This window comes from Pseudomonas sp. NFACC16-2 (assembly GCF_900119205.1).
In the GTDB taxonomy this organism is placed as follows: Bacteria; Pseudomonadota; Gammaproteobacteria; order Pseudomonadales; family Pseudomonadaceae; genus Aquipseudomonas; species Aquipseudomonas fluorescens_Q.
The window spans coordinates 387,744-408,447 of record NZ_FPIX01000001.1 but is presented as its reverse complement, the minus strand read 5'-3'; the positions used below and the strand labels follow the sequence as shown (position 1 = coordinate 408,447).

Annotated in this window: 18 protein-coding genes and 1 pseudogene; 7 read left to right on the top strand and 12 right to left on the bottom strand. The window is 59.5% G+C overall.

Annotated elements, in window-relative coordinates; genetic code table 11:
* Positions 1–58 precede the first annotated feature (58 nt).
* From BT116_RS01600 to BT116_RS01580, 6 genes and pseudogenes are all read right to left on the bottom strand, one after another.
* A complete protein-coding gene (locus BT116_RS01600) occupies positions 59–796 on the bottom strand; it encodes a hypothetical protein (protein WP_072339425.1) in 738 nt (245 codons plus the stop codon).
* 275 nt (positions 797–1,071) lie between these two features.
* On the bottom strand, positions 1,072–1,851 hold the full coding sequence (locus tag BT116_RS31695) for a methyl-accepting chemotaxis protein (protein WP_371856152.1): 780 nt from the start codon (positions 1,849–1,851) through the stop codon (positions 1,072–1,074).
* A gap of 78 nt (positions 1,852–1,929) precedes the next feature.
* A pseudogene (locus BT116_RS31690) lies at positions 1,930–2,769 on the bottom strand (Tar ligand binding domain-containing protein); the annotation flags it as partial.
* A 115-nt stretch (positions 2,770–2,884) separates the two neighbouring features.
* Positions 2,885–3,046: a rubredoxin gene (locus BT116_RS01590; protein WP_072339421.1), complete on the bottom strand. Its 162-nt coding sequence runs from the start codon at positions 3,044–3,046 to the stop codon at positions 2,885–2,887.
* Between the two features lie 14 nt (positions 3,047–3,060).
* Entirely contained in the window at positions 3,061–3,951 is an 891-nt protein-coding gene (locus tag BT116_RS01585; RefSeq protein ID WP_072339419.1) for a fatty acid desaturase, read from the bottom strand.
* 17 nt (positions 3,952–3,968) lie between these two features.
* Positions 3,969–4,619 carry a TetR/AcrR family transcriptional regulator gene (locus tag BT116_RS01580; RefSeq protein ID WP_072339417.1) on the bottom strand — a complete coding sequence of 217 codons (651 nt, stop codon included), beginning with the start codon at positions 4,617–4,619 and terminating at the stop codon, positions 3,969–3,971.
* A 417-nt stretch (positions 4,620–5,036) separates the two neighbouring features.
* Between BT116_RS01580 and BT116_RS01575 the strand changes: the two genes are divergently transcribed.
* From BT116_RS01575 to BT116_RS01560, 4 genes are all read left to right on the top strand, one after another.
* On the top strand, positions 5,037–6,296 hold the full coding sequence (locus BT116_RS01575; RefSeq protein ID WP_072339415.1) for an aromatic ring-hydroxylating oxygenase subunit alpha: 1,260 nt from the start codon (positions 5,037–5,039) through the stop codon (positions 6,294–6,296).
* A complete protein-coding gene (locus BT116_RS01570; RefSeq protein WP_072339413.1) occupies positions 6,297–6,791 on the top strand; it encodes an aromatic-ring-hydroxylating dioxygenase subunit beta in 495 nt (164 codons plus the stop codon).
* A 335-nt stretch (positions 6,792–7,126) separates the two neighbouring features.
* On the top strand, positions 7,127–8,362 hold the full coding sequence (locus tag BT116_RS01565) for an NAD(P)/FAD-dependent oxidoreductase (RefSeq protein WP_072339411.1): 1,236 nt from the start codon (positions 7,127–7,129) through the stop codon (positions 8,360–8,362).
* A 31-nt stretch (positions 8,363–8,393) separates the two neighbouring features.
* A complete protein-coding gene (locus tag BT116_RS01560; RefSeq protein ID WP_072339409.1) occupies positions 8,394–8,714 on the top strand; it encodes a 2Fe-2S iron-sulfur cluster-binding protein in 321 nt (106 codons plus the stop codon).
* Positions 8,715–8,829: 115 nt separating this feature from the next.
* Here BT116_RS01560 and BT116_RS01555 read toward each other — a convergent pair whose 3' ends face one another.
* From BT116_RS01555 to BT116_RS01535, 5 genes are read right to left on the bottom strand one after another with little or no spacing between them, the layout of a single operon-like run.
* Positions 8,830–9,102 (bottom strand): cytochrome C oxidase subunit IV family protein, encoded by a 273-nt coding sequence (locus BT116_RS01555; RefSeq protein ID WP_072339406.1) that lies wholly within the window; start codon positions 9,100–9,102, stop codon positions 8,830–8,832.
* Positions 9,099–9,734, bottom strand: a complete 636-nt coding sequence (locus tag BT116_RS01550) for a cytochrome c oxidase subunit 3 (protein WP_083569087.1) — start codon at positions 9,732–9,734, stop codon at positions 9,099–9,101. Before BT116_RS01550 ends, BT116_RS01555 begins: the two co-directional genes overlap by 4 nt.
* Positions 9,731–10,438, bottom strand: coding sequence for a hypothetical protein (locus BT116_RS01545; protein ID WP_072339404.1), 708 nt, complete (start codon positions 10,436–10,438; stop codon positions 9,731–9,733). Before BT116_RS01545 ends, BT116_RS01550 begins: the two co-directional genes overlap by 4 nt.
* Entirely contained in the window at positions 10,435–11,841 is a 1,407-nt protein-coding gene (locus tag BT116_RS01540; protein ID WP_072339402.1) for a phytoene desaturase family protein, read from the bottom strand. The genes BT116_RS01545 and BT116_RS01540 overlap by 4 nt, the downstream gene beginning before the upstream one ends.
* A gap of 26 nt (positions 11,842–11,867) precedes the next feature.
* Positions 11,868–13,019 (bottom strand): acyl-CoA dehydrogenase family protein, encoded by a 1,152-nt coding sequence (locus BT116_RS01535; RefSeq protein ID WP_203417420.1) that lies wholly within the window; start codon positions 13,017–13,019, stop codon positions 11,868–11,870.
* 143 nt (positions 13,020–13,162) lie between these two features.
* On the opposite strand from BT116_RS01535, the gene BT116_RS01530 reads away from it, so the two are divergent.
* A complete protein-coding gene (locus BT116_RS01530) occupies positions 13,163–14,611 on the top strand; it encodes an aldehyde dehydrogenase family protein (protein WP_072339400.1) in 1,449 nt (482 codons plus the stop codon).
* A gap of 74 nt (positions 14,612–14,685) precedes the next feature.
* Positions 14,686–16,233, top strand: a complete 1,548-nt coding sequence (locus BT116_RS01525; protein WP_072339398.1) for an acyl-CoA synthetase — start codon at positions 14,686–14,688, stop codon at positions 16,231–16,233.
* Positions 16,234–16,398: 165 nt separating this feature from the next.
* Here the strand turns inward: BT116_RS01525 and BT116_RS01520 are convergent, their stop codons facing one another.
* A complete protein-coding gene (locus BT116_RS01520) occupies positions 16,399–19,074 on the bottom strand; it encodes a winged helix-turn-helix domain-containing protein (protein ID WP_072339396.1) in 2,676 nt (891 codons plus the stop codon).
* A gap of 389 nt (positions 19,075–19,463) precedes the next feature.
* Between BT116_RS01520 and BT116_RS01515 the strand changes: the two genes are divergently transcribed.
* Positions 19,464–20,672: an acetyl-CoA C-acetyltransferase gene (locus BT116_RS01515; RefSeq protein ID WP_072339394.1), complete on the top strand. Its 1,209-nt coding sequence runs from the start codon at positions 19,464–19,466 to the stop codon at positions 20,670–20,672.
* The last annotated feature ends 32 nt before the right edge of the window (positions 20,673–20,704 follow it).

Sequence of the window (20,704 nt, the reverse complement as noted above, 5' to 3'; positions counted from 1 at the left end):
GGACGGTCGCTCTATCTTTTTTTGCAGAAAATCAATGGTGCTCGGTAAACAATTGCAGTCAGGCGATGCCAATAGAATCCTGCTCGATGCGCTTAATGGCTTTCAGTACATAGTGAGTGGCGATGATGATCCATATAAAGAAATCAAACAGGCCAACGTAGTAGCAAAGAAGACCGTTCCACGCGAATGGGCCTGTCCGGAAAAACGGAATTAATACCGCCATAAGGAACGACAGACCCATGGCAATCGAGAACCATCCCAGCCATTTGGGGAATAGCGGTCTTGGGTTTTTATCAATTAGGCACAGGCAGCCAAATGAAACAAACTGGGTGACGGATACCATGACTGTGGTGTCAAACCATAACCAAGAGTAATCGGCCAGCAATTTTATGTCTTGTGCTGTCTTCAGTTCGGGGTCATAGGCGGATGCCTCCCAGCCTACGCATGAGGCCCAGGTCGCCACTACAGTGCCGAAAGCCCCCATTAATTGTATGAGGGAAAGCGTGCCATTCGGGCCTTCGACATATTGCATGGTTCTAGAAACTGCACTGCCCCATATGTAATAGAGGGGGGTGGATAGAAGTATCATTAACATGCCGATTCGGATGCGGAGGCTGTTGTCAATATAGTATTGATGGGTTTCATCTACGCTAAGGCTCTGTGCGGGAGGCGGTAAAAAGCCCGCAACTCCAGCCCAGGCTATAAGGATGATAATGCAGTATAGGTAACCTGCCCAGCCGCACCAGCGCCAACTTGTGAAGTGGGGGCGTTGGGGGATGTTATATATGGATTTCATGTTTTTTCTCCGATGGCTATGCGCTTGTTGTATTTGTGTCATGAAATTCAGTACGCGGCCTGTCTGGGTGAATATAGTTTCGCGAAACTTTCGTCGGTCGGAAGACGGTCTGCATCGTCAAAAAGTCCAGGCAACGAGGTCGGCGCATTTCACTAGATTCAGTAAGTCTTCTTCAGGCATTCCCTGAGCGATGAATCGCGAACACTGTTATTTAGGTATTATCTTCTCCCCCTGACGTCCACCCGACGTCGTCGAAATCGACGAATTAATGGGGGTCAGACCTTGAACTGATTAATGGCCTGGCGCAGGTCAGCAGCGGCACCGTCCAAACTGCGGGAGACCGCTGCGGCGTGCTCGCCGGTGCTGCAATTTTCCTGGCTCATCTGCGCCACCGCCTCGATCCGTTGGGCGATTATCTGGGTGGTGCGGTCCTGCTCGATCAGTGCCTGGGAAACCGCGCTGATTCCCTCCGATACCAGGCTGGCACTCTGCAGGATCTCGTTCATGCTGGCCGCCGCGTTTTCCGATAGCGCCTGGCTTTCGCGAGTGCGGCTGGTCACTATGGCCATTTCCACGACGGCCTGGCGGGCGGAGGCCTGCATGGAACTGACCATATCGCGGATCTCCTCGGCCGAAGTGCGCGTGCGCTCGGCCAACTGGCGTACCTCGTCGGCTACCACGGCGAAGCCACGGCCCTGCTCGCCGGCCCTTGCTGCTTCGATGGCGGCGTTAAGGGCGAGCAGGTTGGTCTGTTCGGCAACCGCCTTGATCACCTCGACGATGGTGGTGATGCGATCCGTTTCGTTGCCCAGTGCGCTGATAGTCTCGCTCGCTCGGCCGACCTGGCGCGTCACCTGGTCGGTTTCCTCTGCTGTGCGGCTGATTGCCTGCGCGCCGCAACCGGCGGCGTCCGCAGCATCCTGGGCTCGGGCGTGAGCATCGCGGGTACTGGCATTGATCTGGCCGATGGATGCGCTCATCTGTTCGATGGCGCTGGCGATATCTGTGGCAGCTTCGTTCTGCTGCACCGAACTCTTGGCCACCTGTTTAGCCATGGTGCTGGTCTGTTGGGCCGTTTGGTCGATGCGATTGGCGCCGACCATCACTTCGAGCAAGGCGGTCTGCACCCGTTCGAGCAAGGCGTTGAATGCGCTGGCGGCTTGCGCCACCTCGTCGCGGCCATGGTTAAGTGCACGGAGGGAAAAATCGTTGCTGCTGCGCACCTGTTCGAAGGTCGAGCGCAGCTGATGCAGCGGATTGACCACGCTGCGTACGATCAGGGCGGCGAGAATACCGAGGATCAGCATGGTGGCCCCTAGTACGCTGGCGATCAGGCTGTTGGCGGTGGCGATTACCGACTCGCCGCCAGCTTGCGCCTGCGCGGCATCGGTGACTCCGAGCTTGAGCAGTTTCTCCAGCGGCTCACTGGAGGCGTGGATCGCCGCTGCCCAGGGTAGGGTGTTAGTTACCAGCTCCAACGAGCGAATATGTACGTCGTCCCAGCTCTTCGCTTGAGCGAGGGTCTCGCAGATTTCGGTCTGCACTTGGTCGGCGCTCTGGAATTCGTTCCACAGCGCGCTGAATTCCTGCCACAGGGCCTGCTCTTCACGGCTTTTGGTCTGGGTATCGTAGGCTTTGAACGCCAGCTCGGCCTGCGTCAAGGCTTCGCGGTGGCGCGTGAGGATGTCGTTGAACAGGTCGTGGGCTTCGGCCAGTGCGTCGCTCTTGTCGCTCATCGAGTCGAACGCCTCGGGGCGCCAACTGGCGCCCTCCTGCATGGCGGCGATTGAGATCAGTCGCGCGTGACGCAGAGATGCCAAGGCATCAACGGCACTTAGCGCGCCGCTGACCTCTTCCATGCTGTGGCCGGCATTGTGGATACCGAGCCGGCTGGCGGTCCCTACGACGGCGAGGCTGGTGATGAAGCAGAACATCAGGAAGTACAGCTTTGTACGCACGGACAGATTGCGCATATGACGCTCCTTGGCTTCTGGCGGATGCTTCTGGGCAGCTTGGAGGGCGTAGGGGAGTCTCATTCAACGCATTTGTGCAGGTACACCGGGCCAACGTGGCCCGGGCGATGATGAGTCATACAACCTCGAAGTAGTCCGCCTTGCCGGCTCCGCAGTCCGGGCACATCCAGTCGTCAGGGAGGTCTTCCAGGGGGGTGCCGGGAGGGATACCGTTGTCCGGATCACCAAGACGCTCATCGTAAATGTGTGAGCAGAAACTGCATTGCCAACGTTTCATGGTCGGGCTCCTCTTCAGGTGGACAGATGGATGACGGGTTGAATGGCGAAGCCATGCTGAATCTGCAGGTTGCGCTGTCGTAGCTCCGGCTCCAATAATTGCCAGGCTTTCACATGCTGATACGCGGGCATGGTTGGGAACAGGTGATGAATCAGGTGGTAGTTGTGGTACTGACACAGCGGCGTCAGCAACCACTCGTGGCCCAGGCGCATGGAAGTAGCCAGGGTCAAGTCCTGCTCGGATTCCACGTCGTCCTTGACATGGGGCAGCCAGAAGAACACGCAGCCCACCAAGATGAAGACCAGGCGCGAGGGGATGAACCACAACAGCAGCACATGCATGCCGTAACCCAGGTAGGTCAACGCCGCGGCTATGGCCAGGGTGATCGCGGCATTGAGCAGTGTGCCGCGCAGGTGGCGCATGGCGATCGGATCCCGGTTCTTCATGATGAATAGCAGGTAACCAATTTCCAGCAGGGACCAGCGTGCCGGCAGGCTCCACCAGGGGCCGTGCATCCAGTTGTCGGGATCTTTCGGGCCATTGGTGAAACGGTGATGCTGGATATGCGCCCAACGGAAAATTCCCAAGCTGATCTGCGGTGCGAAGGTGGCCATGCCGATATGGCCAAACAGGTCGTTGAGCTTCTGATTCTTCGCCGCTGAACGGTGAATCGAGTCATGGGCCACAGTGAACTGCCAGTACATCAGGAAGGTATTGAGCAGGCAGGTCCAGCCTAGGTTGAAGTAGCCGAGCACGGCCAGGATGTCGGCAACAATCACGCCGCCGGTGGAGGCGACCAGCAGTCCAAGCACCATGGGGGAAGCGCCGGGGACACGGCACAATTTTTCGAGGGCCGCGCGCTTTTCCAGGGGGACGGTAAAGCGAGCCAGGGCATTGATAGTCACAGGTCTTCTCCTCTACATCAGCTATGCGACGACTGGCTAGTCGGTGGCTGCGGTTTTTTTGTTGGGGGGGCGATATCGCCTGCGTGCAGAAAACTGTCGATCAGCGGCCATGCCATTTCGCGCAGAGACAGGCCATGCACCAGCTGGTTAGCCGTGTGCAAAGAGAGCATCCCGTGCAGCAGGCTCCATAGACCGTGGGTAAGTAACAGGGCATTGCCATGCAGGCGTTTCTGGTCAATGGCGGTCTGTACCAGATCGACGCACGAGGCGAAAAACTCCCAGCGTTCTGTCAGCAGCGGTGGGTATTCGGTGAGATCCGGCTGAGTGTCAGAAAAAATGAGCCGGTATTTGGCTGGTTGGCTGCTGCCAAACGCCAGTAACTCCCGAAGGGTCGAGCGGATGCGTTCGATCGGATCTCTTTCGTCATCATTGGCCGGCATTGCCGCGGCCTTCAGCTCCAAAAGGCATGCGCGACGCATCTCGGCGACCAGGGCTTCCTTATTGGCGAAGTAGCGGTAGCCGACGGTGTGGCTCAGTCCCACCCGCTTGGCGATCCGACGCAGGGTGACGTTGTCCATACCTTCTTCCAGGTACAGCTCCAGGGCTCCGCGCACCAGGGTCTGGCGAAGGTTCTCGGTTTCATCGGCTGAGTAGACTGGGCGGGCCATGGATCATCGTGTTCAGTGGGGTGTGGGGCCAAACTAACAGCATTTTTGAGTATTGTTAACTGTGTAAAAATAACATTGTTAATCTTTAAGGGCCGCTGATCTGCTGCTATCTATCTGAATAAAAAAGTGATTTCGCCTGTTTGCCGATTTCGGCAGGTGGTTGAAAATCGTCGAATCCGACGAGCGGGAATGTGGGGTGTGCTCGACCCTGGCGCCCTTGGTTTTCGGGGCGAATGCAAGAGCGTGAGTCGTATTGAAGAGGTTAAGAAAAGGGTCGTTCAGTTGAGCAGTTAGTCGGCGGCGACTGGACTGTCTGGTGCGGGTGTTGGGGAATTCGTCGAAAGCGACGATCTGGGTTTTCGGGGGCATCGATACAGTGCCGGCTATCGAGTCTTCACTCCCCTTCAGAGGTTCGCGATGACGACATTAATTCCCACCCGTAACTGGGATGACCTGGTCCAGCATGACCGCGTGCATGGTTCGGTCTACACCGACGAAGAGCTCTTCCAGCTCGAGTTGGAACGGATCTGGTACCGCACCTGGGTTTACGTTGGCCATGTCAGCGAGGTTCCCAAACTCAACGATTTCGTGGTCAAGTCGATCGGCCCGCAGCCGGTGATCATGACCCGCGACGGGGAGGGGCAAATCCATCTGCTACTCAACCGTTGCCCGCATCGAGGCAACCAGGTGTGCCTGGAGCATGCGGGTAATCGCAGATCATTTACCTGCCCCTATCACGGTTGGACCTTCTCCAATACCGGTAGCTTGCGCGGTTATCCGTTCGCGGCCGGCTACGAAGGCACCGACCGAAGCACTCTGGGCTTGGGCAAGGTGGCGCGCATCGGCATTTACCAGGGCTTTGTGTTCGGCAGCATGGCCGTGGAGGGGCCGACGCTGGAGGAGCACCTGGGGGCGGCCCGTGGCGCGCTCGATGCGCTGGTGGTGACGTCGCCCGAGGGTGAGGTGGAAATCACTGCCGGTTTCCTGCAGCACAAGGCCAAGTCTAACTGGAAGTTCATCGTCGAGAACGAGACCGACGGTTACCACCCTCAGTTCGTTCATGCCTCGATCTTTGATGTCGCCTCCAGCGGTATCGGCGATCTGTACAGTGCTGACTCCACTGCCGTGGCCCGGGACATGGGCGGTGGCCACACCGAGATCGACCTGCGACCAGAGTTCCGCCGCATCGGCCAGCCCATGGGCTGGTTTGGCACCACCGAAGCACGCCTGCCCGAGTACGTGAGCAAGATGCGTGAAGCATATGGCACCGAGCGCGCCAACGAAATCATGATCGATGGCACGCCACACATCATGATCTTCCCCAACCTGTTCATCGCCGAAATCCAGATTTTCGTGATCCAACCGCTGGCGGTCGACGAGACCGTGCAACACGTCACCGCGCTGCAGTTCAAGGGCGCACCCGATCTCAACCGGCGCCTGCGCCAGCAGACAATGGGCTCGGTCGGGCCGGCTGGTTTCCTGCTCGCCGACGACTCGGAAATGTACGAGCGCACCCAGCGTGGGGTTCGCAGCCGCAATCCGGAGTGGAACTACCTCGGCCGCGGCCTGGCGCGTGAGCGCCGCGATGCTGACGGCTTCCTGATCGGTGACGCTACCGACGAAGTGACCACCCGTGGCATCTGGAGCCACTACCGCTCGCTGATGGAGGCGCAATAAATGGGCAGTGCAGTTATCCCGGAAAAAAACCTGATCGCCGAAGTTAGCCAGTTCCTCTACCGCGAAGCCCGCCTGCAGGATACTCACGAGTACGACGACTGGGAGGCTCTATGGACCACCGACGGTGTGTACTGGGTGCCGGCTAACGGCGATGACATCGACCCGGAAACGCAGATGTCGATTATCTATGACAACCGCTCGCGCATCGCCCTGCGGATCAAGCAGTTCCATACTGGCAAGCGCCACACTCAGTCTCCGCGCTCGCGCCTGGGGCGGGTGCTGTCCAACGTCGAGATCATCGAGGCCAGTGGTGACGAGATTCGGGTGGCGGCTAATGCCATGGTCTTTGAGTCCAACTTGCGCGCCGACACCGTGTGGTGCACCCGCAACGAATACCTGCTGCGTCGAGAAGAAGACAGCCTGCGCATGGCGCGCAAGAAAGTGGTCTTGGTTAACAACGACAAGGCCCTTTTCACCCTGTCTTTCCTAATCTGAGTTCGTCTTCCATGAGCAGTATGGATTGGCGCAGGTGCTGGGGCTGTACGGCGGCGGGTTAAGGGCGGGTCATCAATGTCGGTTACGAGGCCTGGGAGGCGTGCTGGGGCCGCTACCAGTGCGTCATGCAGTTGCTGCCTGAAGCCCCTTCCTGCGCCGGGCAGCCCCCGTTGTTCAAGCGGCTCGATCAACCGGGAGTGAGCCCGTTTCTGACCCCTGGATGGCAGGTAAGGGAGCCGCCACGAGTTCGTCGCAAACGACGATGTGCGGCTTCCAGCAGCGGGCGAGCATGACTGAAAAATGCAAGCCATAGTCATCTCGAAGAGAGCCGCCCCATGTATCCACAGAACGAAACTGCCGTCATTGTCGGCGCCGGTCATGCAGGTGCCGAACTGGTGGCTACGCTGCGTCAGAACGGCTATCCCGGCCGGATTATCCTGATCGGCGATGAGCCCGAGCTTCCTTATCGGCGCCCGCCGTTGTCCAAGACCTACCTTTCCGGCGAGGCGAGCCGCGAGTCGTTGCTGATTCGCAGTGCGGCCGCGTACGACAAGTTGCAGGTGGCGTGCTGGACCGGCGTGCAGGTCTGCGCCATCGACCGCGAGCGGCGGATCGTCACGCTCAGTGACGGCCGGACTCAGGCCTATGACAAGCTGGTGCTGGCTACCGGCGGAAGGCCGCGTCGCCTGGAGGAGCCGGCTGCGCAGAAACCCAATGTTCATTACATTCGTAACCTGGCGGATATCGAACGGTTACAGCCGGACTTCGTCGCGGGCAAGCGTCTGCTGGTGATCGGCGGCGGTTACATCGGTCTGGAGGCCGCCTCGGTCGGGATCAAGAACGGCCTGCAGGTCACCGTCCTGGAGGCGGCGCCACGGGTGCTGGCACGGGTCGCGGCTCCGGAGATTTCCGCGTTCTACGAGGGCGTTCATCGCCGCCGGGGCGTGGATGTGCGCACGGAAACCAGCGTGCAGGTATTCCAGGGGGCCGAGCGAGTGGAGTCGGTGCAGCTAAGCGACGGCAGTGAGTTGCCGGTCGACTTGATCATCGTCGGCATCGGAATCTTGCCCAATGACCAACTGGCCCGTGACGCCGGTCTGGAGATCGACAACGGCATCGTTGTCGACTCTTACGCGCAGACCCTTGATCCAGACATCCTGGCGGTTGGCGACTGCGCCCGACACGTCAACGGTTTCCTCGGCTGTCTCATCCGCATCGAATCGGTGCCGAGTGCCCAGGAGCAGGCGCGCACGGCCGCTCATACGATCTGTGGCAAGAACCTGCCACACATCGCCGTACCCTGGTTCTGGTCCGACCAGTTTGATCTCAAGCTGCAGATGGTCGGCCTGTCCCAGGGCTACGACCAACTGGTGCTGCGGGGCGATATGGCTGCTGAATCCTTCTGCGCCTTTTACCTGCGCAAGGGGGTGGTGTTGTCCGTCGACGCGGTCAACCGGCCGCAGGACTTCATGGTCGGCAAGCGTCTGGTTGCCGAGCGAGTTCAAGTCGATCCACAAGTGCTGGCGGACGAAAGTGTTGATCTCAAGTCGTTACTTGCCGCAGCGCTCTGACGCCGTTGCCAGAACAGTAGGAAGTAGAACTATGCCGAAAATCATTTTTATCGAACATTCTGATGTGGTGCACAGCGTTGAGGCCGAGACAGGCCGGTCGCTGATGCAGATCGCCGTCGACAATCTGGTGCCGGGCATCGACGGCGAATGCGGTGGGGCCTGCAGCTGTGCAACCTGCCATGTGTATGTCGATCCCGCCTGGCAGTCACTGTTGCCGGCGCGCAGCAGCGACGAAACCTTCATGCTGGAAGGCGCCTTCGAGGTCAATGAGAGCAGCCGCCTGGGCTGCCAATTGAAGATGTGCGAGGAGTGGAATGGGCTGGTGGTCAGGATTCCAGTGAGCCAGGGTTGATTTGCAGACTTCCTGTAAGTCTGCCTCGGCAAGTGAGGTTACGAAGTTGAATGGATTGATCTAACACACTTCACGATCACGAAGACCGGCGGCCTGGCGGTAACCATGGTTGCACCTAGATGGCATAGAGTGCGATTGCTGCACCGCCAGTCAGTCCGATCCAGGCCATGAATATGTGGCGCAGTACCCGAGGAGCCCCGCGAAGCTCCATGAAGTCCATGCCGATGTAATAGACCTTGATGAAGGCGATGGCTATCGCAATGGAGGACGCCAGGTGTTCGCTCGTGGCAGAAAAAGGGTGGCTGGTACTCAGCCACCAGGTAGCGCAGGTGGCTAATACCAGAGAGAGCCAGACGATGGTCACATGTTGCCGCGAAGAGGCACTCATGCGATGCATACCAAATAGAGCAGCGTGTAGATGAGGATCCACAACAGATCGACCATATGCCAATAGACCGCCGAGATTTCGACAAAAGCGCGCTCATCGCTCCAGGAAGCTTGGCTGTGACATCTGCTCCACCAGAGGCTGAGCAGGCATACGCCAATCAGAACGTGCAATAAGTGGATGCCAGTCAGAACGAAGTAAAAGGTGAAGAACAAGGAGCTTGTAGGTGTATGCCCATTGGCGACTTCAATGCTGTATTCGATTGCCTTGAGGCTGGCGAATCCTAACGCGCAGACCAAAGCGCCTAGTATCAGGCGGCCGGCGCGGACGGTATGACCGCGACGCTGTGCGCCCACAGCGAGCACAACCAGGTATGAGCTGAGGAGTAGGATGAGTGTATTGATGCCGCCGATGCTCTGGAACAGACTGCCTGCATCGTTTGAAAAGGCACTACGATCTTGGCGGTTGTTCCAGAGGAACGTCAAAAAGAGGGCACCGAAAATCATCATGTCACCGAAGATGAATACCCAGATTCCCGCTTCGCCAGGGTGGTTGTCATCGGCGGCATGCGACGGTTTACCCTCTATGGGCATTGCGACGTCGTTGCAGAGAAAGTCCGGGACCTGAGAGGTCATGCAGAGGCTCTTTCCATTTTGGCGAGGGCAATGATTTGTGCATTGGCGTGTTTGATTGCAACGCCCATGCCTACCAGGAATACCGCGTAAGCCCCCAGTGCCAACCAGAAGACGAAGATCCCGTTCCAGGCGAATGGTCCGCTCATGAAGAAGTAAGCGAGTACGTCAGGTACAAAGGCCAATGCAACCCACAGATTGAGGAACCCTGCCCAGCGTGGAAAGACTTTGTGGGGGGCGCTGAGCACTGCCGTGCCGATGGCAATGTTTTGGATCATGAAAGGTATGATCCCCGTGAACAGCAACAACCAAGCGATATCGTTCAGTGTTCGATACTCCTCGGGTGTTCGATCGGTACGAAAGGCGATGGTCGCCCACAGTAACTGGGGGAGGGTGTTAAGTATCACGGTAACTGCGCCGGCAATCATCTGGGTAAAACTGAGCAATGGGTAACGACCTTCCATGCGCAACATGTGCATTGAGATGGCAGCCAACATGGGAAGCATCAGTCCAACGCCGACGGAAGCAATGACAAAGCCTATCTTCGTCACCGTCGCATCGTCGATGAAGAACGCGGCGACTTCTATAGCGCTGGTTGAGGGGCCTAGGGGGAGTGGCAGTATTCCTGCGATCAGCCACCCGAGACAGGTAACAACTAATGCGGCAGTACCGCTCCAGGCGCTGATGCTGAAAACGCGCTGGTTCATAGTGCTTCCTTAGGACTACTGCTGGTGTGATCAACAGCGTGGGATTGTGGGATGGGTTGTGATACGGCTTTTGCATGTTCTTGTTGTTGGGGCTCGAGCGCCGCTTGTGCTGCTTGCCAGGGGTATGCTCGTTCAATCTTGGCCGCTACCAGAATGGCCGTTTCGGCACAGGCGGTCGTTGCCGCGCTACCCCATTCTTTGACGCCATCGCCGACGTTCCAGAGGTTCGCAATGGGGGTTTCATTCGGCAAGTCCGCGCCAGCCATGGCTCGTTGGGCGGGCCACTCGTCGCGGGTCACTACCACGTCCAAAATGCGTGCCTGCGCGAAGCCAGGGAACTCGTCTAGCAGGTCGGCTTTCAGGAGTTCTATTTCATTGGTTTCATTGAAGTCGCCGGTGCAGGGTTGCGGTACGCTGGCTCCGCAGTAAAGATGCCAGTTTGGCGGCGAGTTTTCCGGACAGGTTGGCGTGAAACTCGTTGCGTAGCAGAGCCTCCGGGTGGAGCTGAAGCAGGCAAATCCTGGGAAACTGGCCAGGGGCGTAGTACTGGCAAAGTAAATCGTGATGATGGCGCTTGGCTGGTGCTGGCGCTTTACCGTAGTGATGTAGTCGGCGGGAAGGTTTGCGTCCCCGCACAGGCCAAGGGTTGCCTGTGGCCCTATGTCACTCACCGTCAGCTTGGTTGTCAGTTGCCGTGGGATTCCATCGCGATTGACCGTAGCACCGTTCACCGTGCCGTCGGTTGCAAAACTAAGTTGCTCTACTTGCGCGTTCAACCAAATCTCGCCGCCGTGACGTTTGTAGGCCGTGAGGAGTTCCTGCCATACCGTTACGGTTCCACCAGGAGGGAATCCGAATTGCTTGAATGCTCCTTTGGTCGTCAGGTAATGCAAAAAAAGATCGGCGGGTAACAGGTGTGGCGTGGTGGCAAAGATTGATCCAATGAAGTTGTGAAGTACACCCAGGACCGTCGGATTGTTGGTGAAGCGTGTAACCCAGGCATGACTGGACTCACCTGGGCGCGGCTGGAGTGGTGGGATAACGTGGAGAGCAAGCCGCAGTAGCTTTATAGCAACACGGTTTGCCATGCCAGGAAGACCTGCCGAGATGTTTATATCCTTGCCTGAGACCCGGCAAACTATACCTGGCGAGGGTTGACGCACTATCAACCGTGCGCCAACTTCGTTGAAAACCTCTTCAGTTTCTGTACCTATTTCAATCCCGAGCGCCCCGGTATTCACGGCGAAGCCATCTTTGTAACGAGTCGACGCGCGGCCTCCGACTTCGCCGAGACGCTCCACGAGCAATGTGCGGTAGCCGCGCTTTGCCAGCAGTGCTGCGGTAAACAGACCACCGGCACCCGCGCCAATGACTAAGGCGTCAAATTCTAAGTTATCCGACATCATTGTCTCCTTGCGCCGAGGGGGCGTTACAGGCCGCGGCCGATGATTTCCCTGAGGATCTCGTTGGAGCCAGCGTAGATGGGTTCGATGCGTGCATCGATATACATGCGGGCAATCGGATACTCGAGCATATAGCCGTGGCCGCCGAACAACTGCAGGCAGCGGCTGATGATTTCGCATTGCTGCTCGCTGATCCACCACTTGCTCATCGAGGCAATGTCGGCGGTGATGGTGCCATCTAGATAGCGTTCGACGGCGAAGTCGGAGAACACCCGGGCAATAGTGGCCACGGTCTTGATCTCGGCCAGTTCGAAGCGCGGGTGTTGTAGATCGATCAGACGCTTGTCGAACATGGTGCGGTCGTGGGCATAGTCGCGGGTCACGCGGAAAGCGCGTTCCATGACGGCGGCGCAGTTGATGCCGGTCAAGGTGCGTTCGTAGGTGAGGTCCTGCATCATCTGGTAGAAACCGCGACCTTCGACGCCGCCGAGCAGCGCGCTTTCGGGCACCTCGCAGTCTTCGAAGAACAGCTCGCAGGTGTCAGAGCCGTGCAAGCCGATCTTCTTCAGGCGTTGGCCGACGCGAAAGCCCGGGTTGTTGGTTTCAAAGATGAACAGCGAGACGCCCTTGGCTTTTTGTTTGGGGTCTGTTTTTGCCGCCAGCACCAGGATGTCGGCAATGGAGCCGTTGGTGATAAAGGTCTTGGCACCGTTGATGATGTACTTGTCGCCCTGCTTGATGGCGCGGGTGCGCATGTTCTGCAGGTCGGTGCCTCCGCTGGGTTCGGTCATGCCCATGCCGGCAATCAGTTCGCCGCTGGCCAGGCCTGGCAGATAACGCTGTTTCTGCTCTTCGCTGCCGTAGCGTTCGATGTAGTGGGCGGCGATCACATGGATCTGCTGGCCACAGCGCCAACTGGTATCACCGGCCAGGCACAGTTCTTGGGCCAGTACCGCTTCGTGGGCAAAGGTGCCGTCGGAACCGCCGTACTCGCTGGAGATGTCCGGTAGCAGGATGCCGGCGGCACCGGCCTTGAGCCAGACTTCGCGGTCGGTGGCGCCCTGTTCGTACCAGCGCTCCTGATTGGGGGTAACTTCTTCGGCGGTGAAACGTCTGGCAAGATCTTGCAGCGCCAGAAGCTCTTCGTTCATCCAGCGCGGTTGGTAACTGTCGATCATAGGAATGTCCATGCTTTGCTTTGGGCTGATGCCTGCATGCTAGGCAAGGGGGGATTGTTCAGTGTCGTCGTTTACGACGATTTCCATCTTCGAAGCGTTGGCGATGATGAGGGTCAGTCAGTCCTATACCAGAGAGTTGCGCCATGTCCGCTGCCCCGGCACCGATCTTCCCTACCGAGACACTGACGCCGCAGTTGGCGGCGGATATCCAGCGGATATTTGCGATTCAGCGCCAGACGGCACTAAGCCTGCGCAGCTCCACTGTCGAGCAGCGCATCGCCAAGCTGAGACGCTTGCGTGAGGTCCTGATGATGCATCGCGAAGCCATAGTCGAGGCCGCCGGGAAAGATTTCAAACGGCCACCGGTGGAGGTCGATTTCACCGAGCTGATGCCGGTGATCATGGATATCTCGGACTATTGCAGGCGCCTGAAGAAATGGCTAAAGCCACGCCGTGTGCGGCAGTCGATGATGATGCTGGGAACTCGTGCTTGGGTTCGCTATGAGCCGCGGGGGCGCTGTCTGATTCTGGCGCCATGGAATTACCCGGTAACGCTGACCCTGGGGCCGCTGATCCCGGCCATTGCCAGTGGCAATACGGCGATGATCAAAACCTCGGAGATTGCACCAAACCTGTCGGCGGTATTGGTAAAGATCATTCGTGAAGTGTTCGATGAGTCCGAAGTGGCTGTGTTTGAGGGCGATGCCAGTGTGGCACAGGCGCTACTCGAGCTACCCTTCGACCATGTTTTCTTCACCGGATCGCCGTCGATTGGCAAGGTGGTGATGACCGCTGCAGCCAAGCATCTCACCAGTGTCACCCTGGAATTGGGCGGCAAGTCGCCGGTGGTGGTCGACCAGAGCGCTGACATCGAGCTTGCGGCCAAGACCATCGCCTGGGGTAAGTTCATCAATGCCGGACAGACCTGCATCGCGCCAGACCACATTTATGTTCACAGCAGTATCAGTGCGCAGTTTGTGCAGCGCGTTTGCGCTTACCTTGACACCTGGTACGGCGAGGGACTGGCCGCCATGGATGCTGAACTGTCGCGGGTTATCAACGTGCGTCACACCCAGCGTGTGGCCGACCTGATCGACGACGCCAAGACCCGCGGTGCGCGGCTGATTTATGGCGGAGCAGTGGATGTCGGCGCGCATTTTGTTTCGCCGACGTTGTTGGGGGACGTACCTGATGACGCGCGGATCATGCAAGAAGAAATCTTCGGGCCGGTGTTGCCGATTATCGCTTTCAATCATCTGGATGAGGTGATCGAGCGCATCAACGCAGCGCCCAAACCGCTGGCGTTGTATATCTGGAGTCGCGACCCGGCCAGTGCCGATGCGTTGATTGTCCGTACCAGTGCTGGCGGTACTTGTGTCAACCACATTGCCGCACACTTTCTGCACCACAACCTGCCGTTTGGTGGAGTCAATAACTCCGGCATCGGCAGTTACCATGGCGAATGGGGCATTCGCGCATTTTCCCATGAGCGCGCCATCGTCAAGACGCAGGTGCTTTTGGCGACTATGTTCTTTCCGCCTTACAAGCCACGAGTGCGCAAGATACTCGGCTGGATACTCAAGCATCTGTGAACCACTGCATAACAACCATAATCGTGTGCAGCCACACGAGCGTAAGCAATGCCAACTGTCAAGAGGCCGCTGCAATGAGCGACAAGCAACCCCAACTGTACCCAGGCGTGCATGCTATGCGTACGCCGGAAAAACCCGCTGTGATCATGGCTGAAACAGGCGCCACGCTGACCTACGCCGCACTGGATACCTATGCCAACCGGCTCGGCCGCCTTTACCAGTGGTTGGGTCTGAAGCCAGGTGATCACGTGGCCTATTGCCTGGAAAATCGCCTGGAGTGTCCAGCAGTACAGTGGGGAGCGCATTATGCTGGCCTGTATTACACCTTTATCAGTACGCGTCTGACTGCTCTCGAGGCGGCCTATATTGTGGCTGACTGCGAAGCCCAGGTACTGCTGGTCAGTGCCAAGACAGCACCGGCGATTCTTGATGCCGTGCGCGCCTTGCCAAGGCCACCGCAGATCTACAGCCTCGACCCGGTGCCTGGCGTCAAGCTATTCGATGACGCGTTGTCAGCGTTCGATGGCAGCCCCATTCGCAATGCCGTGGAAGGTAGCGAAATGCTTTATTCCTCGGGTACTACTGGGCGGCCAAAGGGGGTGAAGCCGAACCTTACCGGTTTGCCTTTGGGTAGTACGGCGGTAATCGCAGGTCTTATGCAGCGCGGTTTTGGTGTTAACGAAGAGTCGGTGTATTTCTCTTCATCGCCTTACTATCACGCCGCGCCAATGAAGTGGGGGCAAGGCATGACCATCCTGGGCGGCATCCTGGTGCTGGCGGAGAAGTTCGACTCCGAAAACGCCCTCAAAGCCATTGAGCGCTACCTCGTCACCCACAGCCAGTGGGTGCCGACCATGTTCCACCGCCTGCTGGCGCTGCCGCAGGAAGTGCGTGAGCGCTATGACCTGTCGAGTCAGAAGGTTGCGGTGCATGCAGGGGCTCCATGTCCGGTACCGACCAAGCAGGCGATGATTGAATGGTGGGGGCCGATCCTCGCCGAGTTCTATTCCTGTACTGAAAGCATCGGTTCCACCATGGTCGATAGCAAGACCGCGCTGGCGCGTCCTGGCACTGTCGGTCGCGCTATTCTCGGCGAGCTGCATATCGTCGGTGAGGACGGTCAGGAGCTACCGGTGGGTCAGGATGGCTTGGTGTATTTCGCCAACGGCCCGCGCTTCAGCTACCACAAGGACCCGGAGAAAACCGCCGAGGCCTACAATGCGGCCGGCTGGGCCACGGTGGGCGATATCGGACATGTGGATGCCGATGGCTTCCTGTACCTCACCGACCGCAAAAACAACATGATCATTTCCGGTGGGGTCAACGTGTACCCGCAGGAGACCGAGAACGTACTGATCACTCACCCCAAGGTGTTCGACGTGGCGGTGATCGGCACGCCTCACCGTGACTTTGGTGAGGAGGTGCGCGCGGTGGTGCAACTGGAATCGGGCGTGGAACCTTCCCCTACGCTGGTCGATGAGCTGATTGCCTACTGCCGCGAGCGCTTGTCGCCGATCAAGTGTCCGCGGGTGATTGACTTCGCCGAGAGCTTGCCGCGTGAGCCTAACGGCAAGCTGCTCAAGCGCCTGCTGCGTGACGAATACCGTGCCCGGTTAGCCTGAGCACCGTGCCATAACGAAAAAGGCCGCCCAAGGGCTAATGCCAGTCAGTTAAGGATCACATGACACAAAACCTGTGGGAGCAAAGCTTGCTCCCACAGGGTTTGAGGCTTAACTGATCGGCATTACACCCAAGGGCGGTCTTTTCGCTGGTGAGTGGTGTTGCGTTCAGGTGCACAGGCCCATGCGTCGCGCGATGGCGATGGCCTGGGTGCGGCTGCTGGCGTGCAGCTTGAGGTTTATGTTGCGCAGATGGGTGCGCACGGTCGAGTCGGAGACAAACAGCTTTTCCGCCATCGCCGCGTTGGACAATCCTTGGCCCAGCAGGTTGAGCACTTTCAGCTCTTTCTGCGTCAGCGGGTCGACCAGTGTGCCGTTGCTGCCGGCTGCGGGCTGAGCGGTGGCGCTGCTGCGCAGCCAGCGTTCGAGGCTGCTGTCATCCGTTGCGTCCTTGTCCTCGCGTTCGTTGTGCAGCTCGCGCAGCATGACCTGCACGGTCGCGCCTTCTTCCAGGAAGGTACGCACGAAGCCTTCGGTCTGGGCGAACTTCAGGGCTCGTTCCAAGGTGCGCAGGGCCATTTTCGCCTGGTTGTCGCGGTACAGCGCCTCGGCCAGCAGAATGCGCAGTTTCAGCGCCCGGCGCCCGCGTTGCAGGCGTTCGGCTTCGGCCAACTCGCTGCGCAGCGGCGCGATGGCCTTGCCGGACGCTCCACTGCGGATCATCCAGCGCAGGCGGCCGATGGTCGGGGTCAGGGTGTCGTTGGCGATGCCCCAGTGGGTCGCGGTCTCGGTCCAGGGAAAGGTCTGTTCGGCCAGGGCCAATTGTTCGAGGGCGCCGCTCTGGTCGCCATGGGCCAGCGTTTGCATGGCCCGTTCCAGGCGCGCACTGGCCGAGACGCGGGGCAGACCCAGGCGGTGGCCGACGTTTTCCAGTTCGCTGAGCATTTGCAGGGCGCGATCACGGTCGCCCTTGTCGTCGGCGATGCGGGCCAGCAGGGTATGGGCGGTGATTAGGCCGTCGGAGAGACCGAGATCTTGCACCAGGGGGGTATAGATCAGTAACAGGCGCAGGGCTTCCTCGCACTCGTCGCTTTCATAGAGCGTCTCGGCCAGCTGGACGGCGGCCAGGGCGTTGCCATTGCGATCACGTCGGCGCGAGCCTTCGAGCATGGTCGTGGCCAGGCGCAGGCGCGCGGTCGCTTGTTTGAGGCGGCCGGCCATCATGTCGAGCAGCGCTTCGGCCGATTCGGCGAGGACGAAACCGAACGCGCCAGCGGAATCGCTCTGCGCCCGACGTGCCTCATCGACGTATTGGTGCGCTTCCTGATGTCGGCCGAGGAGGATGCTGGCCTGCGTCAGCGCCTGGTTGAGCATGGCCCAGGCGAAGGGGTATGCGGTGGTCACCTGGGCCAGGGACTGCGTGCCCATCTCGTAGGCCTGTTCGGATTGGTCCATCATCACCAGCAGCATCGGGCGCAGGGCCAGCAGATAGGCTGCGGACTCGCCCGAGAGAGTGCTGCTGTCGATATCTGCCACCAGGGTCAGGGCCTCCTTGGGGCCCCAGGTGAAGGCCGTGCACCAGGCGCGGATCAATTGCAGTCGGGGGTGACGCTGAAGCTCTGTCTTCGGTAGTTGACCGATGCACTCGGCCAGCAGGCGCAGACGGCCCTGGCTGAGCAGCATGTCGACATGCTGGTGGAGCAGGTCGATGGCAATCTGTGTATTGCCGCACTGCAGAGCATGGCGGATGGCCGGAATGACCCGTCCTTGCGCAAGATAGGCATTGCAGGCGGCCAGGTGCAGGGCTGGCAGCTCTTCGTTGTAACGGCGTTGCATCTGGTGGCGGAGGAAGTCGAGAAACAGGCTGTGATAACGGTAAAGGTCGCGCTGCTCGTCGATCGGGACGAGGAACAGTTGGTGACGCTCCAGTTCGCGCAGCATGTCGAGGCTGTCGCTGCAGCCGCAGATCGCGTTGCACAAAGCCGGGCTCAACTCGTCGAGTAGGCTGCTGCGCAACAGGAACAGGCGCAGTGGCTCGGGCAGGGCGGCCAGCACATCCTCGGCAAGGTAGGCGGCGATGGCCGCATTGGAACCGGAGAAGGAATCGAGGAACTTGTCGGTGTCGCCGTGGTTCTCCAGGGCCAGCGAGGCCAGCCAGAGGGCAGTGACCCAGCCTTCGGTGCTGCACTGCAGGCGCTCGACCTGGGTGCTGCTCAGGCCGACGCCACGGCGCTGAGTGAGGAAATCCTGGGTTTCCTCGACACTGAAGCGCAAGCTGGCGGCATCGATCTCGGTCAGGCTGCCACGTGCGCGCAGACGGGCCAGGCCTATATCCGGCAAGGTGCGGCTGCCTATGACTAGGCAGGTCTTGTGCGGAATCGCCTCGATGCCGCGAGCCACCAGGCCGAGTACGACAGGGTTGCGAATGGCTTCGAAGTCGTCGAAGAAAATGGCCAGCGGGGTCTGGTGTGTACCGATCTGGTCGAGGATCCAGGCAACCAGATCGGTGTTGCGCAACTGGCCCAGGTCCTGTTGCGGCGCGTCTGGCTGTAGGCCGGCGATGGCGGTGGCGAAACCGCTGAGGAAGCGCGAAACATCGTTGTCGCCAGCGTCGAGGGTAAGCCAGACGGTGGTCATGCGCTGTTGACGATAGCGGGCCAGCAGCTGGGTCATGAAGGTGGTCTTGCCGAAGCCGGCTGGTGCATGCACCAGCACGGCACGGCTGGTCTCGGCTTGGCCCGCGCGGTCGAGCATGGCCTGACGCGGGACTTCGAAGTGCGAGGTGGCGGGAGGCGTCACCTTGGCTCGCGAGATGTAGGGCAAGGAGCGGTGATTCGACGACATCATGAATCCTTCATGGAGGTGCGATGCCTCCGCCTGTTCTTATTGGTTTCTTAAACTATGGGGCAAGCGGTACCTGGCGCAAGCCCTTTCAACGCTTGTGACTAAAACCAGACAAGGTTAAAACAGCCGAGGAAGCGGAGTCTACGAGGTGTAAATGAGCATTTCGAGGCTGTTTCAAACACCGTATGGCCGACGGCCAGGAACTCGTGAACGAGTTCTGGGCTGGTTATCGGGCTACCTCCCGCGGTCGCATGGCACTGGCGGCAGATACGGGTTGGCATAGTCTGGTGCGGCAGTACTGCGGTGATCGTCGCTTCCGACGATGTGGTCAGTCAGGGAGGCTCATAGGCTTCGGTCATGCAACCGAAATCGCCAAGAGGAGCCTCCCAATGTCACAGGCAGTATTCATTTACGACGCCGTACGCACGCCGCGTGGTAAGGGCAAGAAAGATGGCGCGCTTTACAGCGTCAAACCCGTGCACATGGCCGCCGGGCTGCTGACCGAGCTGCAGCAGCGGTACGATCTGGATACCTCGCGTGTCGATGACGTGGTGCTCGGCTGTGGCCAGCCCGTAGGCGAGCAGGGTGGCGACGTTGCCAAATGCGTGGTTCAGTACGCCGGCTGGGACGAGAGCGTGCCCGGTGTACAGATCGACCGTTTCTGCGCCTCTGGCCTGGAGGCGGTGAATCAGGCGGCCAGTCGCATTGCCAGCGGTTGGGAGGACTTGATCGTGGCAGGTGGCGTTGAGTCGATGTCGCGCCTGCCAATGGGCGCCGCCGGCCAGGCCTGGATTCAGGATCCGGAAATCGCCTTCAAGTTGCAGTCGGTACCCCAGGGCATCGGGGCAGACCTGCTGGCCGCGCTCGACGGCTATTCGCGCGAGGATGTTGACCGCTTCGCCTTGGTTTCCCAGCAGCGTGCCGCCCATGCACGCGACAGTGGCTACTTCGATCGCTCGGTGGTGCCGGTGCGCGACCTTAATGGTCTGGTCGTTCTCGAGCGCGACGAGTTCATTAAACCGGCCACCACCCTGGAGGCCCTGAGCCAGCTCAAGCCTTCATTCGCGGCCATGGGTAAGCTCGGCTACAGCGACGTAGCCCTGCGCAAGTACCCTCAGGTGGCGCGCATCGAACCTATCCATACGGCCGGCAATTCCTCGGGCATCGTCGACGGCGCCAGCGCCACGCTACTGGGCAGCGAACGTATTGGTCAGCAACTGGGGCTTGCTCCGCGCGGGCGGATCGTCGCCACCGCGGTGCTCTCCACCGAGCCGACGCTGATGCTGGCCGGCCCCGGTCCGGCTGCCAAGAAGGCCCTGGCCAAGGCGGGCCTGAGCGTGCAGGACATCGATCTGTTCGAGATCAACGAGGCCTTTGCTTCGGTGGTGCTGCGCTTCATGCGCGACCTCGATATCTCGCCGGAAGTCACCAACGTCAATGGCGGTGCCATTGCCCTCGGCCACCCGATCGGCGCCACCGGCGCGATGCTGGTCGGCACCGTGCTGGATGAGCTGGAGCGGCGCAACCTCAAGCGCGGCCTGATCGCCCTGTGCGTCGGTGGCGGCATGGGTATCGCCACCATCATCGAACGCCTCTGAGCCACTTCAAAGCCGCTGCGAGTCTGTGCCGT

Coding starts and splice junctions, on each gene's coding strand:
- BT116_RS01530 (WP_072339400.1), top strand. CDS start 13,163: ATGTCCGCTGCCCCGGCACCGATCTTCCCTACCGAGACACTGACGCCG.
- BT116_RS01555 (WP_072339406.1), bottom strand. CDS start 9,102: ATGAGTGCCTCTTCGCGGCAACATGTGACCATCGTCTGGCTCTCTCTG.
- BT116_RS01545 (WP_072339404.1), bottom strand. CDS start 10,438: ATGAACCAGCGCGTTTTCAGCATCAGCGCCTGGAGCGGTACTGCCGCA.
- BT116_RS01565 (WP_072339411.1), top strand. CDS start 7,127: ATGTATCCACAGAACGAAACTGCCGTCATTGTCGGCGCCGGTCATGCA.
- BT116_RS01550 (WP_083569087.1), bottom strand. CDS start 9,734: ATGACCTCTCAGGTCCCGGACTTTCTCTGCAACGACGTCGCAATGCCC.
- BT116_RS01590 (WP_072339421.1), bottom strand. CDS start 3,046: ATGAAACGTTGGCAATGCAGTTTCTGCTCACACATTTACGATGAGCGT.
- BT116_RS01575 (WP_072339415.1), top strand. CDS start 5,037: ATGACGACATTAATTCCCACCCGTAACTGGGATGACCTGGTCCAGCAT.
- BT116_RS01515 (WP_072339394.1), top strand. CDS start 19,464: ATGTCACAGGCAGTATTCATTTACGACGCCGTACGCACGCCGCGTGGT.
- BT116_RS01570 (WP_072339413.1), top strand. CDS start 6,297: ATGGGCAGTGCAGTTATCCCGGAAAAAAACCTGATCGCCGAAGTTAGC.
- BT116_RS01535 (WP_203417420.1), bottom strand. CDS start 13,019: ATGATCGACAGTTACCAACCGCGCTGGATGAACGAAGAGCTTCTGGCG.
- BT116_RS01560 (WP_072339409.1), top strand. CDS start 8,394: ATGCCGAAAATCATTTTTATCGAACATTCTGATGTGGTGCACAGCGTT.
- BT116_RS01600 (WP_072339425.1), bottom strand. CDS start 796: ATGAAATCCATATATAACATCCCCCAACGCCCCCACTTCACAAGTTGG.
- BT116_RS01580 (WP_072339417.1), bottom strand. CDS start 4,619: ATGGCCCGCCCAGTCTACTCAGCCGATGAAACCGAGAACCTTCGCCAG.
- BT116_RS01525 (WP_072339398.1), top strand. CDS start 14,686: ATGAGCGACAAGCAACCCCAACTGTACCCAGGCGTGCATGCTATGCGT.
- BT116_RS01540 (WP_072339402.1), bottom strand. CDS start 11,841: ATGTCGGATAACTTAGAATTTGACGCCTTAGTCATTGGCGCGGGTGCC.
- BT116_RS31695 (WP_371856152.1), bottom strand. CDS start 1,851: ATGGCTAAACAGGTGGCCAAGAGTTCGGTGCAGCAGAACGAAGCTGCC.
- BT116_RS01520 (WP_072339396.1), bottom strand. CDS start 19,074: ATGTCGTCGAATCACCGCTCCTTGCCCTACATCTCGCGAGCCAAGGTG.